A 14960-nucleotide genomic window follows, 5' to 3' on the forward strand; every position below is an offset into this window, starting at 1 on the left:
CGACGGAGTCTACTAGACTTTAGTTAAAGTGCTGCCTACACGAGCCTGGTGCGGTCTAACCTTAATTGCAGTTTTCATTGCATACAGTGCAGAACAAATATTTTCCTAATGTCACAAAGACATCACACAATAGCCTTATACATGCCTCTCCGAAGTACTCGTTGAAGAGGCGTAATCAGCAGTGAATAGATTTTGGCCTCGGGTTTTAAGCTCATTTTCCGAAACGACCGTACTGCGACGTTTTAAGATCACCCAGCGCCTGGTCGGTTGTTTTGGCATTACTGCCGCACTGCTAGTGGCCGTTGGGGCATTTTGTCTGTGGCAAATGCAGGACATCCGCAAGCAGGGCGAAGCCGTTGAAAGCGGGGCGATGCCCAGTATCGCCATGGCCGACCTTCTGGCCATCGACTTAGTCAAAATGCGCGCAGAGACCTCTAATCTGGTAGCAAACGCGGATGATCCGAGTGCGGTTATTACCAGCAAAATCAACGTCGAGCAGTTGAAAAACGAGGTCGAGAAAGGTTTCCACGACTACCTTGCCCGCGTTACCGACAGCACCGAACGCGATTCGATCCTGGCGTTGCAAGAAGCTTATAAAACTTTTATTCCCAGCTTGCATGATGAAATGTCTCTTATTGAGCAACGAAAAATCAACGACGCACGAATGCTGGTCAACACCACATTGTCCATGCAGGGCGACTTGATGGACATGCAGGTGCAACTGCTGCGAGAGCTCAATAAGCAGAGCGCTGCGACGACGGTCGAGGCAGCGGGAAAAAGCTACCGCCAAGCTCGGTCAATCGCGTTAAGCGCAATTATTCTTGCGTTGGTGCTGACGTTGCTGCTGGCATGGCGCTTGAGCGTCAGCATCATCCGCCCAGTGCGTCACGCACTGCACATCGCTAGCACCATTGCTGAGGGCGACCTTAGTCCGCAAGCTATTCCTGTGGGGAAAGACGAAACCGCTCAACTGCTTAGTATGTTGGGACGTATGCGTGGCAACCTTCACGGCACTATCGCGCAGATTGGCTCAGCCGCGACGCAGCTGGCGCAATCGGTTCAGGAAATGAGCTCTATCGCTCAATCCAGCGCACACAATTTGCAATTGCAAAACGACGAAATTGAGCAGGCTGCGGTCGCGGTTAATCAAATGAGCCAAGCAGCCGTAGAGGTAGCGGGCAATGCCAGCAGCACATCCGGGGAATCTCAGGCCTCCAGCAATGCAGCAGTTCAGGGGCAACAGCGGCTACACGATACCATTGCGTCCATTAAGCAACTGACTGGCAATGTGCTCGACTCCTCGCACCAGGCTGAAAGCCTCGCTGAGCGTACCCTGAGCATTGGAAAAATTCTTGATGTGATCCGTGCCGTTGCCAATCAGACTAACTTGCTCGCGCTTAACGCGGCCATCGAGGCCGCTAGGGCGGGGGACGCTGGTCGAGGTTTCGCGGTGGTTGCTGACGAAGTGCGCTCTCTGGCAAAACGCACCAGCGCCTCCACCACGGAGATTGAAAGCTTGATCAACGACGTACAGAAAAGCACCCAAGCCACCGCAGAAGCGCTGCGGCTTACCGCCACTCAAGCCAACGTTACCTTGGATCAGGCTGCGGCGGCGGGTAACGCATTGGCGGTGATCATTACGGCAACCTCTACCATTAGCGACCGAAATTTACTCATCGCCCATGCTGCCGACCAGCAAGCTAGCGTTGCCAGTGAAGTTGATCGAAACCTCAGCAGCATTCGCGACTTGTCCGCACAAACTGCCTCGGGCGCACAGCAAACCACCGTTGCCAGTGACGCGTTGTCGAGGCTGGCGACGGATTTGAATGCGATGGTGCAGCGGTTTGTATTGTAAGGGCTAGCGGGCTGGCCCGAATTATAGGCGACTGCTGTGCGCTAGCAGCCAGCTTCCTTGGGTGTGTACCCGTCGCCAGCCAACTCGCCGATGATCTGTTCAGCGAATACCCCAAAGTGTCCGTCTGCAAGACATGTGCTGTTAACTCAAAGTAACAGTGTATAAAAGAGACTATTTTTAGCGTTTATAGAAAAGTATCGCTATTTGATAGCGAAGATACCTGGGTCGTATAAAAATGTACAACAGCGTACAAGATAAATTTAAATAAATTATGGTCCTTTGGAATTGCGCCTTTTATAAGTACTGCTACTCTCTTTTTGCCTTCGTAGTTGATTCGTATAGCTATGCATTGTTGGCCAACCTCAAAAAAACGGACGATACACAAAGAGGTGCAGGCGTATGCAATACACGTCGTTTTCGGAAGTTGGAATTAAAACCCTTGTGGAATCCATCAACAAGGATGGTTATGCGGTGCTACCCGGATGGGCTACAGACCATGAGTTAACGGAGTTAAGGAACCTTGTGATGGCCGCCGTCGATGCTGCGGGCAACGGCTATGTTGCATTGACTGGGCAAGAGGCCGTTTCCGGTTCTCTGCTTCACGAATGGGGTAGTTCAGCCGTATTCATTGATTTGTGCCAGCGGATTGTAGAGATTGCCACGGGACGACAGCCAGTCGAGCGGCAGCTGCATCAAGTGTTGCGCTGTTTGATAGGCGATGGTGGCCAGCGGGAGTCAATGATCTTTCATTACGACTCTTTTGTGCTAACTACAATTATGCCCGTCTGCATGCCAGAGGAAACCGATCCAGGCGATCTGTTGATGTTACGTAATCATCGTCCGTTACGGCGCAATTACTTTTTCAACCTGATCGATAAAATGCTCGTTGATAATCGCTGGGCTCAACGCTGGTTGAAGAAACGTTACGCCAACGGTGACGAGAAGTTCACTCGAATTCACATGTTGCCAGGCGATATGTATTTGTTCTGGGGTTACCGTTCGCTGCACACTAATTTACCCGCAGACCCCGACGTCGTGCGAGCAACTGCGGTATTTCACTATGACAATTTGCACGCGAACAGCACCTTGGCGAGCCGTATACGCCGGTCGCGAGACTTTTTAAAGCCACGTCGCCCAACGCCCGTTGTTTCACCACTTTCTAAATCAAATTCATCGCCGCCAAGTCTGTGATCAAGCCCCTAAAAACGGCTGTAGAAAATGCCGCATTTTCTACGCCGCCTTGTCGTGCTGCGTTCAGGGTAAGGGGGTGCCTGTAATCCTGGGAGGGGCGAGTCACAAAATAGCCCTGGATTATTAACCTGTTAACTCTTTCGTCACTTCCCAATTCGCTTACTAACTGTGTTTGGCGTCATCAAGCGCAAACCGCTAGCAACGCTGCCGACTGCGGCGAAGCAGGCACCGATGGTCAGGGCCAGCACCGGGCCCTTGTCACCGGAAATCCCGTAACTCAGGGCCACTAATGCCGCGCCGGTGGCTTGGCCGATCAGGCGTGCGGTGGCGATGGTGCCACTGGCGCCGCTGCTGCGTTCAGGTGGGGCGCTGGTGAGCAGGGCCTTTTGGTTGGGTGCCTGGAAGAAGCCAAAGCCCAGACCACAGATCACCATGCGAATACCGATGTCCCATGCGTCTGGATTACTCGGCAACTGGGTCAGCGAAATCATTCCGCCACATAACACGGCTAATCCAATTCCGCCCAGGAGTCCCGGTGGATAGCGATCTGACAGACGCCCGGCGAAGGGCGCAATTACTGCCACCACCACCGACCACGGCGTCATTAAAAAGCCAGTCTGCACCGGGTCGCGCCCTAAGACGTTTTCGAAAAAGAACGGTAGTGACACAAACGCCAAGCCTTGGGTTGCGAACGAGCAGACTGCTGTGAGGGCAGAAAGGGCAAACAGCGGGCGCTTTAGCAAGTCCAATGGAAACATTGGTGCCGGATGCGCAGCCTCCCGGCGCAGCATCAATGCGCCGCCCACTATAAAGATGCCCAGGGCAATCATCACGCTGGTCATAGAGCCCAGTTGTGCGGCCTGACTCAAGGCGAAGATCAGTGCGCCAAAGGCAATCACGTTCAACGTCGCCGTGATGCGATCAAACGGCAGACCGCTGAGTTTTGTTACGGGCAAAGTGGACCAGGCAAAATACAAAGCGAACAGGCCAATTGGCAGGTTGATGGCAAACAACCACGGCCAATGTGCAACCGATAACACTAGAGACGCCACGGTGGGTCCGGCAGCAAATGATGAGCCCACCACCAGTGCGTTCATACCCAGCCCTCGACCCAAACGTTGAGGGGAGAAAATAGAACTGATCAGGGCTGCATTGACGCTCATGATAGCGGCGGCGCCTAGTCCCTGAAACACCCGGGCAATGGTCAAAGTCGGCAATGACCACGACAAAGTACACAGTCCGGACGCCACGATGAATAGCACCAGACCACCGAGGAACACCCGGCGATGGCCGATTATTCCACCCAGCGCAGCCAGCGGCAGCAACGTGGCGACAGCAGCAAGTTGATACGCATTGATCACCCATACCGAGGCAGCAGGCGACGCGTTCAGGTCGGCGGCGATGGCTGGTAACGCGGTATTAGCAATAGCGGTGTCGAGGGTCGCCAAGGCAATCGATAGCAGAATCGCGACCATTCCACGGAATTCAAGGGACGACAGTTTGGTGCTGACAGCGCGGGTTTCCAGCGGGCTGGGTTGGGTCATTACCGACGAGGCTCCGAAGACATCTGATTGAATCAGGCAGTCAGGTTGCCAGGCAGGCAAACAGCTGGAAAGTGAGCATGCCGGTTTAAGGTTCGTCTGTGCAATGGTAGGTCGCTAATGTTTACTGGGGCCTGACCGATGCTTCAGTGCTGCGCGCAAATCTGCGCAGCACTGCTCTGGTCCGTCTCTCACATGCGAAAACGGCTGACCAACGTTTGCAGCTGTGTGCCCAGGCGCGCCAACTCAACGCTTGACGCTGCGGTTTCACCACTGGCCGCGGCGGTCTGTTCTGAAGCATCGCGCACATTGATGATGCTGCGGCTAATTTCATCGGCCACTGCGCTTTGTTGCTCTGCGGCGGCGGCGATTTGCTGGTTCATCGCCTGAATGCTCGACACCGTTTGGGTAATACTCTCCAGCGAGGCGCCGGCTTGTCGGGTCAGGGCTACGCTGCTGTCAGTCAGGTTACGGCTGCTGAGCATGATGCTCGAAACCTGTTGCGTACCGTGTTGCAGGCCGGCGACCAAGGCTTCGATTTCCTCGGTGGACTTTTGCGTTCGTTGCGCCAAGCCCCGTACTTCGTCCGCGACCACCGCAAACCCACGACCGGCCTCACCGGCCCGTGCAGCTTCAATCGCGGCGTTGAGTGCCAGTAAATTGGTTTGCTCAGCCACAGCCTTAATGACGTCCATGACTTTGCCGATCTTGTTGCTTTCCAATTGCAGGCCATTCATCGCCTCGCTGGAGCGAACCACCTCAGCCGCCAGGCGCTCAATCTGCACAATCGCCTCGCCCACCACCTTGTCGCCTTCGCGGGCTTGCTTGTCAGCGGCAGAAGCAGCGTTTGAAGCTTGTTCGGCGCTGCGTGCCACTTCCTGAACCGTGGCCGACATTTCATGCATGGCCGTTGCGACCTGATCGGTTTCGATTTTTTGGCTGTTGACGCCAGCGCTGGTTTGTTGGGTCGCCGCGGACAATGCGTCAGCGGCACTGGCAATTTGTGTCACGCCTTCATGAATCCCACGAATCAACGCGCGCAAGGTACTGCCCATGCGCTGGGTGCCTTGTTGCAACATGCCGAGCTCATCACGGCGGGTGACGGCCGGGCTGTGAGACAGATCGCCTGAAGCGATGCGTTCGATCACCGTCAACGTCTGTTGCAATGGCAGTGTGATCTGACGCGTGATGATCACCGCCGCCAAGGTCCCGATGATCAAAGCCAACAGCGTGGCGCCGATTTGCAGGGTGCGTGACCGAGCACTGTCCTGATCACGCAAGCGGGTCTGAAGTTTATACAATTCGTCGTTTAGGCTGAGGATGGCAGCACCCAGCTCACCCAGTGATTTACGCGAGGAAACGATATCACCGTTGGCGACCTTGAACGCTTGGACCGAGGTCCGGTAATTAAGCAGCGCAGTTTCCAGTTGTTTGAGTTTTTCCGGTTGTGAGCTGCCGAATACCTCACCGAGTGGTTTAAGGCCGCCAATGGTGGATTGCAGTTGATTCATGGCTTTTTGTTCGGTATTGGCCGTGACGTTAGCTGTGTATCCGCGTACTTCGTATCGCACCAGTGCCAAGTCTTCCTTGGCTTTCATGATCGCTTGGTACTGTACGAATCGGCCTTCATCAGTGGGTGCCATCTGCAGCACGGCGGTGATGATCGCGCCGATGATGTCAGCGCCCTTCACCGCGTCGATACCCATCTGCGCCCGGACGTGGCTGCTGACGGTGTAGGCATTGCGCATTTTTACCAAGGCGCTTTCGTAGTTGTTGCTGACATCGCTCAACTGGGTAAGCAACTTTGCGTCCTCGGCGCTGCTTAGCATTGTTCGCAGTTTCTGCTGCTGACTTTTGTAGCCATCAATGGCCACTTGTACGGTTTGTCCAACGGTCTCGTCACCATTGGCAATCATGTACTGCAAACGTGATACCCGCAGGTTAGCCAGTTGGTTACTCAGCGCCGAAATACTGCTCATCCGGTCGCTGCGATCTATGAGGCCATCAAGGCTGGTCCAACTGATCAGCGCCAAAATGGCGGTCAGTACCAGCACCAGGCCGAAGCCCAAAGCCAGCTTGATATTGACGCTGATATTGGCAAGCCAGCTATTCATCGAGTTACTCCGCAATGGGGTCTATTCTTTCATCTTCGCGCGGCGGGGAATCCTTCCGATCAGGCCAATAAACCCATGCGCAAAGACGCTATCGGCCAAAAAACCGATAGCTGTATGTCAATGTTCAGGGAATCGATCAAGAGACTGAAACTAACGGATTTGTTGGCCGTAATCGCCGGTGGCTGAAGCTTCAATGCCGGTGGCGGTGATGAATGTCCGGGAAGTGAAAATGGCTGTGTTGCAATGGCGCATGCGCATGCTCATGGCTGTGGGGCTCAGCGCTTTCCCACTTAAATGCGTGCTTATGTTGATGGTGCTCGTCGTGAACGTGGCGATGGTTATGTTTGAGAGGGGCGTGCTCATGAGCATGTGCATGATTCTCGGTGAGATGAAGCCAGACCCCAATCCCCATTAATGTCGATGCGACCCAGAACAGTGGGGGGGCGGGTTCATTCAGCAACAAAAGCGAGATCGCTGCACCGAGAAAAGGTGCGGTCGAAAAATAGGCGCCGGTACGTGCGCTGCCGAGGCCCCGCAGGGCGAGCACAAACAGCACCAAGCTGACGCCGTAGCCGAGAAAACCCAGCAGAAGTGTCGGGGCCAGAACAGAAATGCCCGGCAACCGAGAACCCATGAACAACGCCAGTGAGCAGTTGACCGTTGCGGCGACCAAGCCTTTGCTACCTGCCACGAATAGCGCATCGGACCCCGATACTTTGCGGGTCAGATTGTTATCAATTGCCCAGCATAGGCAGGCTAGCGTGATTGCCATTGGCCCGAGCCAGTCAAAAGCCAGCTGACGTTGCTGTGACCACGACAGCACCAGACCGCCAAGAACAATAGCGATCATTCCGGCAACGATGCGTCGGTCAGCGTTCTCTTTGAAGACTATCCAGGCCACTAGTGCGGTCAGGACAGCCTCTAGATTCAGCATCAACGAAGCGGCGGCGCCAGAAGTTCGCATTAATCCAAACATCAGCAATGCTGGCCCAAGCACGCCGCCGAAGGCGATTGCTCCGATTAACCATGGCCATTCCAGTGGGGTAAGGCCGCTGGCGCGCCAGCCTCGATCCCGGATCACTCGGGTCACGGCCAGCCCCAGGCCACTACCAAGGTACAAAAGACCGGCCAGCAATAGTGGGTTGATTCCAATGCCGAATAATTTAGCCAGTGGCGTACTTACACCGAATAACGCCGCTGCGGCGAGCGCATATAAAACACTTACGTTCATCGGGGGGCTCCCAGATTTTAATAATGTGTGCCGGTGCCAACTGGCAAGGACATGCTACGTCACCCGTCTCGATTTGAACTGCGGCCCAAACCATAGGTACGGCTGGGTGTGACCTCGGCGTCCGAGCCAGAGCGCCACCCCGACAGCAGCAGACCCAAAACATCGCCCGGATTGTGTGCCGCATCGGCCAATAACGCGACCGAATGGGCGGTCAAACCAAAAGCCACTTCGGCGGCGACAAAAGCTGCATTTATTGCAGAACCTATGGCAAAAGCGCTGTCAAAGCCAGCAGCAGGGGCAGAGTGATGGTGATGGCCGGTAGAGCCATGATCATGGCCAGATGTATCGGGGTGGTGAAGGTGATGTTCGGTCATGACTTCCAGGTCGTCATCCAGCTCTATCCGGCATTTATACGGATGAAATGAACGTATTTGAACTATGTTCTATAAACATGAGCACATTTGTCCATGAATTGAGTTTTCAATAGATCTTTGACTAGCCCTTTGCACAGCCATCAGAAACAAACTGATCAATAAATGAACCGACGCTGTGGTCTTGCTCCGACGCGAAGTAATGGACATGAGTGAGCAGAAAATGATTCCAAGACCTTTAAGACTTTCGATGTTCATATCTTTAGGCCCACGCCGTGTCGATTGAGAAGGTGCGGGATGTCGCCAGCTTTTTAAAGGGCGGCGGCGAAATGGGACGCTTGATTCGCGGCCATCACTGGGACGCCACGGCGCTTGGCGTCCCGGACAGTTGGTCACAAAGCCTGCGCACGGTTGTGCGTTTGATGCTCAACACCCATCACCCTATGTATATTTTCTGGGGGCAGGACAGCCTTTGCATCTACAACGATGCTTACCGGCAATCATTAGGCCCGGAGTTGCACCCTGGCTCACTGGGGCAGCCCGCGCGTCAGGTATGGGATGAAATCTGGGACGTGATTGGTCCGCAGATTGTCCAGGTGATGAGCGGTGGCGGAGCTACCTGGCATGTAAATCAATTAGTCCCCATCACCCGCAATGGTCGCCAGGATGACGTCTATTGGACCTACGGTTTCAGCCCGGTTGACGACGAAGACAGCCAGAGCGGCATTGGCGGCGTTCTGGTGTTGTGCACTGAAACTACTGGGCAAATCTTGGCCAAGCGACGGGCTGCCCTTGAAGGCGTCATGCTTTCGAGACTGTTCGAGCAGGCGCCGACATTCATGGCCATGTTGCGTGGTCGGGAACACCGTTTCGAACTGGCCAATCCTGGTTATCTACAATTGATCGGCCATCGGCCAGTAATCGGCCGAACGGTAGCCGAGGCGTTGCCGGACGCCGTTGAACAGGGTTATTTACAGTTGCTCAATAACGTTTTCGACACCGGAGTGGCGTTTTCTGCTATTGGCGCTTCGTTTGCCGTTCAGCCTGTCTCTGGCGGTCCCATTGATGAGCGGTTCGTCGATTTTGTCTATCAACCCATCAAGGATGATCACGGCAATGTGACGGCGATTTTTGTCGAAGGCGCCGACGTCACAGTGCGGGTCAAAGCCGATGTGGCATTGCGCGAAAGTGAGGCGCGGCTGCGACTTGTCGTCGAAGGTGCAAAGGATTACGCCATTCTCACCACTGATCTAGACGGCCGCATCAGCACGTGGTCCAAAGGAGCAGAAAGTATTTTCGGCTGGACCGCCAACGAAATTACCGGTTTGAAGAGTGAGCTACTGTTTACGGCTGGCGATCGTGCCTGCGGCACTGACGCTCAGGAACGAGCCACCGCCTTACGCCAAGGCAGCGCAGCCGACGAGCGCTGGCATGTGCGCAAAGACGGCGAATACGTTTACTTGAACGGTTCGGTCCATCCCTTACCGTTGGACGCTACCGGCCAGCCTCAAGGCTTCTTAAAAATCGCGCGCAACGAAACCAGCCGGCGAAGAGCCGAAACCTTGCGAGAATCATTGGGTAGATTGGCCGACAGATTTCGCGGCCTTAGCGATGCGACTGACATCACCGTTGCTGCCACTGAAGTAGTCGGCGAAACACTCCAGGTCAGTCGTGTGGGCTATGGGGCTTTCAGCGGGGAGGCCCAAGTGTTAAGTATCGAGCAGTTTTGGAGCGCGCCGGGATTCGAGTCACCGGTGCAATGGTCACCGCTTCAGCACCAAGCTGCCCATGTTGCGCGTCTTCAGCGCGGCGAGATGGTGCAAGTCCATGGCCGGATGCCGATGAAGGCTAGCGCAGCGCAGATCCCGACGCTGGTTTATGCTCCGGTCATCGAGCGTGATGCGTTGGTTGCTGTGCTGTGTGTCGCCCAAAGGGCACCGAGAAGTTGGTCGGCCGAGGAATTGCAGTTCATTCAGGAAGTCGCGGAAAGAACCCGTTCAGCCGCCGAGCGCAGTTCTGGCGAAGCGGCCTTGCGCAGCAGTGAGGTTCGCTTGCGGGAGGCCAACGAATCGCTGGAAGCCAAGGTGGAGGCGCGCACGGGTGAGCTGATGAAGGTCGAGGAAGCCTTGCGTCAGGCGCAAAAAATGGAGGCGGTCGGCCAGTTGACGGGCGGCGTGGCCCACGACTTCAACAACTTGCTCACAGTCATCAAGTCCTCGACCGATCTGCTCAAACGTCCCAATCTTACCCAAGAGAAGCGAGAGCGGTTCATCAACGCTATCTCCGATACCGTAGACCGGGCAGCCAAGCTGACTGGCCAGTTATTGGCTTTCGCCCGGCGCCAGGCATTGATGCCGGAGGTATTCGACGTCAATCTGGGAGTTAAGGCCATTGTCGATATGGTCCGTGCGTTGACCGGCTCACGGATTGAGATCATCACGCACTTTCCCTCACAAGCCTGCTTTGTTAACGCGGATCGCAGCCAGTTCGATACCACGTTGGTAAACATGGCGGTTAATGCTCGCGACGCTATGGACGGAGAGGGGCGGCTGATCATTAGCGTCAGCTGTGTCCCTTACATTCCGGGCATGCAGACGCCGAACGAAGGTGATTTCATCGCCGTGTCGCTTGAGGATACCGGCACCGGCATTTCCACTGAACATATCGAGCAGATCTTCGAGCCGTTTTTCACCACCAAGGATGTGGGGCAAGGCACCGGCCTGGGGTTGTCCCAAGTGTTTGGATTTGCCAAACAGTCGGGCGGCGAAATTCATGTCAGCAGCGCCCTCGGCAAAGGGTCCTTGTTCACCCTCTATCTGCCCCACGTTGCTTGCCCGTTGCCCTTGGCGGCCGTTGCAGAGCCCGATGTCCTGGTAAATGGTCATGGCACCGGTGTGTTGGTGGTGGAGGACAACAAAGAAGTGGGCAGCTTCGCCATGCAAACGTTAGGTGAGCTGGGTTATGTCGCCGTGTGGGTGGCGAATGCCAAGGATGCACTGACCGAGTTGGCTTTAAACGGCATGCAGTTTGATGTGGTTTTTTCCGACGTGATCATGCCGGGAATGAACGGCATTGACCTTGCTCAGGAGATTCGCCGACGGTACCCCGATTTGCCGGTGGTACTGACCAGTGGCTATAGCCATGTGTTGGCGCAGAAAGGGTCGTACGGGTTTGAGTTGTTGCACAAGCCTTACTCAGTGGAGCAGTTGTCGCGGGTTCTGCGCAAGGCGGTGGTGACTCAGCATCGTCCGGCGGGTTGATGGAATTTTAATACACCTCTGGAATCCATCGGTGGCGCATTAACAACGTTTATTTTGTTGACGGAGCCATTATGGATAACTACCACATCGAAAAAACCGGAACTTTCTGGTCATTGAAAAAGCGGGGTGCGGTTCATGCTTCAAAAACAGTAGGCACCAAAGAAGAATTGATCAAACTGGCCAGCGAGTTCCTCAGTGCGCGAACAGCATCGCTAAGGATTCATAAGGAGGACGGTACGATACAGGAGGAGCGTACGTATCCACATAGCGCCGACCCGTCGCAACCGCCGGGTTGAGAGTGCACACGTGCAGCATTCCAAGTGAACGATTGTCCTCATTTGCGAATAAATTCTCGGCTCTTGGATTTGGATTTTCACACGATTCGTTGGCACCAAATTTATTCGGGACACGTGCGATGTGGATTTCCTGATGGACCACGCTTTCAACTTCCCCGATACCTCATTTACGCAATAAACCACCGAGGAACAAACCGCTTGCTAGACGTGTGTTCTGCACAGTAATTGTTTATTTCTACCGGTTGCGCATCGTTTAAAAGAAGGCCGACAAATGACCCCGACTCCACCGGGCGGAATCCAAGACACTTTTCTCACGGACGGGCTGGGTATTCTTACCTTGGTCACCTGTGTGCTGGCGTCAAGCCTGGCGTTTATCGACAGCTCGGTGGTTAACGTCGGCCTTCCTGCCATTGACCTTGACTTTGCTGCAGGCCATCGCGGGTTGCAGTGGCTGATTGACGGCTACCTGCTGCCGTTGAGCGCGCTCTTGTTGCTCGGCGGCTCCATGGGAGACCGCTTCGGGCGACGTCGAGTGCTCATCTTGGGCATCCTTATTTTTGGCGTCGCGTCCGTGGTGTGTGGGCTGGCCCCTGATTTGGCGACACTCATCGCGGCGCGTTTGGCCCAAGGAGTGGGGGCGGCGTTTCTGATGCCCAACAGCCTGGCAATCCTCGGTGCCACCTTTGAAGGTGAGAAACAGGGGCGCGCCATTGGCATATGGGCCGCAGCCGCAGCGGCCACTGGCGCGGGGGGGCCTATTCTGGGGGGCTGGCTGATCGATACCGTCAGTTGGCGAATGATCTTCTTCATCAACATACCGCTGGCCAGCGCGGCAATTTACCTGGCATGGCGCTACGTCGAGAAAGATCACCTCAGCGGCGACACAACCCCGTTGGACTGGGTGGGTGCGTTATTGGCAACCCTCGGCCTTGGTGCGGTTACCTGGGCGCTGATTGGGGTCACCGGTCCTGAAGGTGGTTCTTCCAATGGAGTCATCAGTTTGCTGGCCGGATCAGCATTGCTGGCCGGGTTTCTAGTGTGGGAACACAAAAAAGGCCTAACGGCGATGATGCCGTTGGCGCTGTTCGGCTCACCGGGGTTTACCGGATTGACGCTGCTAACTTTTTTGCTCTACGGAGCGTTGGGCTGCCTGACCGTTCTTTTGCCGTATGTGTTAATTGTCGCCAGCGGTTATTCCAGCACTCAAGCGGGTGCGGCATTGTTGCCAATTCCTTTGGTCTTGGCCGTCGCATCCCCTTGGTTAGGCGGGTTGGCGGGCCGGTTTGGCGCACGGCCGTTTTTAATAGTTGGGCCTTGCATCGTTGGCGCCGGTTTTCTGTTGTTTTTACGAATGAGCATTCACGTCAGTTACTGGGCCGATGTATTGCCCGCTCTGGCGGTTATCGCGGTAGGCCTGAGCTGCGCCGTTGCGCCATTAACGACAGCGATCTTTGCCTCGGTAGATAAACAGCACACCGGTTCGGCGTCGGGACTAAACAACGCCATCGCCCGAACCGGCGGCCTAATGGCCACAGCATTGCTGGGCAAGGTATTGGTCTACCAAGGCGAGTCGCTAACCGGTGCGTTTCATGGGGCCGTGATTTTGTCGGCCGCTGTGTGCGTCACCGCAGGAGCGTGTGCATTGGTCATCCAACGCGCACCGACGGCTCAGGGCAAATGATCAGCGGCCAGGTCTGCCTCCGAACGCGCCTGCAAACGCCCTTTACGACAGGCTTTCTGAAAACGCTCGAAGTCGCGCTCGTTTTGCTCGGTATACGTTTGTGCGTATTTAAGTAGGGCATCCGCCAGGCTCGCGCCTTTGCCGATGTAGCCGCTGATCTCTGCCGCGCAGCCCGAGGCTTTGGCTTGGGCGTGGGCCAGTGCCTGGCCACAGATGCGTCCGTAAGCGGCGAAGGCTTCACTGTCAAAGGTCTCTAATTCTGCTGAAATTTTCTTATCCCGCAGCTGCCGTACATAGAAATGGCGGCCACCCGGGCCCGTAGTCCAGCCAAGAAAAAGGTCGCTGGCGGACTGCATCAGGCGTTGTCCCTCCACCACCCGTTGCCCATTGTGGCGAATGCGAGACTTGGCTTTAACGTAACCCGACAGTACGGAGGCCCGCGCTTCTTTGATCTGGAGAAACAGTGGGCGCTGCTGATCGTCGGTCAGCAACGCGACCAGGCAACGGGTACCGACGCTGCCGACACCGACCACCTTAAAAGCCATGTCCTGCACTTCGAAGCGTGCCAGCAAAGCACGACGGTCTGCTTGCAATGTAAGCCGGTAATCGCGCATGAACGTTTCATGAAGCGCGTGTCCACTCTTCAGGCGCATCCAGTCATCTTCAGCCTCCAGCAGGGTACCGGCACTATTCAAGTGGAAGATTTCCGGTAAGTCGTCTCGAATCGATAAGTGTCCGTGTTCGTCATGTTCGCTTATTTTGGGTAGCAGGTCGGCGTGGGTACGGCGTTCGGCTTTCTGAATCGCGCGTTCGAGTCGAGCGAGGGCGCTGTTGGACTGTGCTTGTTCCAACAAATGTTCATAACTAATGGCGTCGTACCATAGGTCCAAAGCGCCTTGGTGGGCGCAATCGGCCATGGTGTTTTGATAGGTGGTAACGACTTCGCGGCACACGCTTTCTTCCACGCTTTTGCCGTGGCGTAAGTCGCGGGCCGCGATCATGAAACTCGCCACCAAGCGTTTCAAGTCCCATTCCCAAGGGCCAGGGTGGGCTTCGTCGAAGTCATTGACGCTGAACAGCAGGTTACGTTCGGGGGTGGCGAAGCCGCCGAAGTTCATCAAGTGACAATCGCCACACGCGGGAATTGTCAGGCTCATGTTCGGTGTACCGCCTAAGTCATGGGCGTGCAACAAGGCGTTGCCTCGATAAAACGTGAAGGGCGACACCAACATCCGCCCGTAACGCAGTTCGACCAAAGGTTTTATACGACCCTCACTAGAGGTTTCGATCAGCGGGATTGGATCGCGGTCGATGTCTCCGGGATCGGACTGCGAACTGCGTGAGCAGTGTTTGCGGGCGTCCTTGCCAAACGTCAGACGGTCTTTGAGGGTGGTCATGGAAGCCCTTCGTTCAGTGATTG

The 14960-nt window shown here is 55.4% G+C and carries 9 protein-coding genes and 4 pseudogenes; 7 read left to right on the forward strand and 6 right to left on the reverse strand.

Annotated features, from left to right (window positions below; all coding sequences use genetic code 11):
• Positions 1 to 181: 181 nt before the first annotated feature.
• From RGW60_RS23670 to RGW60_RS04200, 3 genes and pseudogenes are all read left to right on the forward strand, one after another.
• A pseudogene (locus RGW60_RS23670) lies at positions 182 to 997 on the forward strand (MCP four helix bundle domain-containing protein); the annotation flags it as partial.
• A 69-nt stretch (positions 998 to 1066) separates the two neighbouring features.
• Complete coding sequence (locus RGW60_RS23675) at positions 1067 to 1855, forward strand: methyl-accepting chemotaxis protein (protein ID WP_416194840.1); 789 nt, start codon at positions 1067 to 1069, stop codon at positions 1853 to 1855.
• Positions 1856 to 2254: 399 nt separating this feature from the next.
• The gene (locus tag RGW60_RS04200) at positions 2255 to 3046 is read left to right on the forward strand and encodes a hypothetical protein (RefSeq protein WP_322202430.1); all 792 of its coding nucleotides are present in this window, start codon (positions 2255 to 2257) and stop codon (positions 3044 to 3046) included.
• 143 nt (positions 3047 to 3189) lie between these two features.
• Here RGW60_RS04200 and RGW60_RS04205 read toward each other — a convergent pair whose 3' ends face one another.
• The 5 genes and pseudogenes from RGW60_RS04205 to RGW60_RS04220 all read right to left on the reverse strand — a co-directional run bounded on the left by RGW60_RS04205 (position 3190) and on the right by RGW60_RS04220 (position 8306).
• Entirely contained in the window at positions 3190 to 4521 is a 1332-nt protein-coding gene (locus RGW60_RS04205; protein ID WP_322206838.1) for an MFS transporter, read from the reverse strand.
• Positions 4522 to 4778: 257 nt separating this feature from the next.
• Complete coding sequence (locus tag RGW60_RS23680) at positions 4779 to 5666, reverse strand: methyl-accepting chemotaxis protein (RefSeq protein WP_416194841.1); 888 nt, start codon at positions 5664 to 5666, stop codon at positions 4779 to 4781.
• A pseudogene (locus tag RGW60_RS23685) lies at positions 5664 to 6701 on the reverse strand (methyl-accepting chemotaxis protein); the annotation flags it as partial. The pseudogene RGW60_RS23685 and the gene RGW60_RS23680, both read right to left, overlap by 3 nt.
• Before the next feature lie 190 nt (positions 6702 to 6891).
• Positions 6892 to 7932 (reverse strand): DMT family transporter, encoded by a 1041-nt coding sequence (locus RGW60_RS04215; protein WP_322202434.1) that lies wholly within the window; start codon positions 7930 to 7932, stop codon positions 6892 to 6894.
• Between the two features lie 59 nt (positions 7933 to 7991).
• The gene (locus RGW60_RS04220; protein WP_322202436.1) at positions 7992 to 8306 is read right to left on the reverse strand and encodes a cation transporter; all 315 of its coding nucleotides are present in this window, start codon (positions 8304 to 8306) and stop codon (positions 7992 to 7994) included.
• An 800-nt stretch (positions 8307 to 9106) separates the two neighbouring features.
• Here RGW60_RS04220 and RGW60_RS23690 point away from each other — a divergent pair.
• The 4 genes and pseudogenes from RGW60_RS23690 to RGW60_RS04235 all read left to right on the forward strand — a co-directional run.
• Positions 9107 to 10282, forward strand: a pseudogene (locus RGW60_RS23690) (PAS domain-containing protein); the annotation flags it as partial.
• Positions 10283 to 10420: 138 nt separating this feature from the next.
• Positions 10421 to 11563 (forward strand): annotated as a pseudogene (locus tag RGW60_RS23695) (ATP-binding protein); the annotation flags it as partial.
• Between the two features lie 71 nt (positions 11564 to 11634).
• On the forward strand, positions 11635 to 11859 hold the full coding sequence (locus RGW60_RS04230) for a DUF2188 domain-containing protein (protein WP_322202440.1): 225 nt from the start codon (positions 11635 to 11637) through the stop codon (positions 11857 to 11859).
• A 271-nt stretch (positions 11860 to 12130) separates the two neighbouring features.
• Positions 12131 to 13540: an MFS transporter gene (locus RGW60_RS04235; protein WP_322202442.1), complete on the forward strand. Its 1410-nt coding sequence runs from the start codon at positions 12131 to 12133 to the stop codon at positions 13538 to 13540.
• Here RGW60_RS04235 and RGW60_RS04240 read toward each other — a convergent pair.
• Positions 13528 to 14937 (reverse strand): DUF2252 domain-containing protein, encoded by a 1410-nt coding sequence (locus tag RGW60_RS04240; RefSeq protein WP_322202444.1) that lies wholly within the window; start codon positions 14935 to 14937, stop codon positions 13528 to 13530. The two genes, RGW60_RS04235 and RGW60_RS04240, sit on opposite strands and share 13 nt — an antisense overlap.
• Positions 14938 to 14960: the final 23 nt, after the last annotated feature.

Origin of the sequence: Pseudomonas sp. AB6 (assembly GCF_034314105.1) — a bacterium.
Classification (GTDB): Bacteria; Pseudomonadota; Gammaproteobacteria; order Pseudomonadales; family Pseudomonadaceae; genus Aquipseudomonas.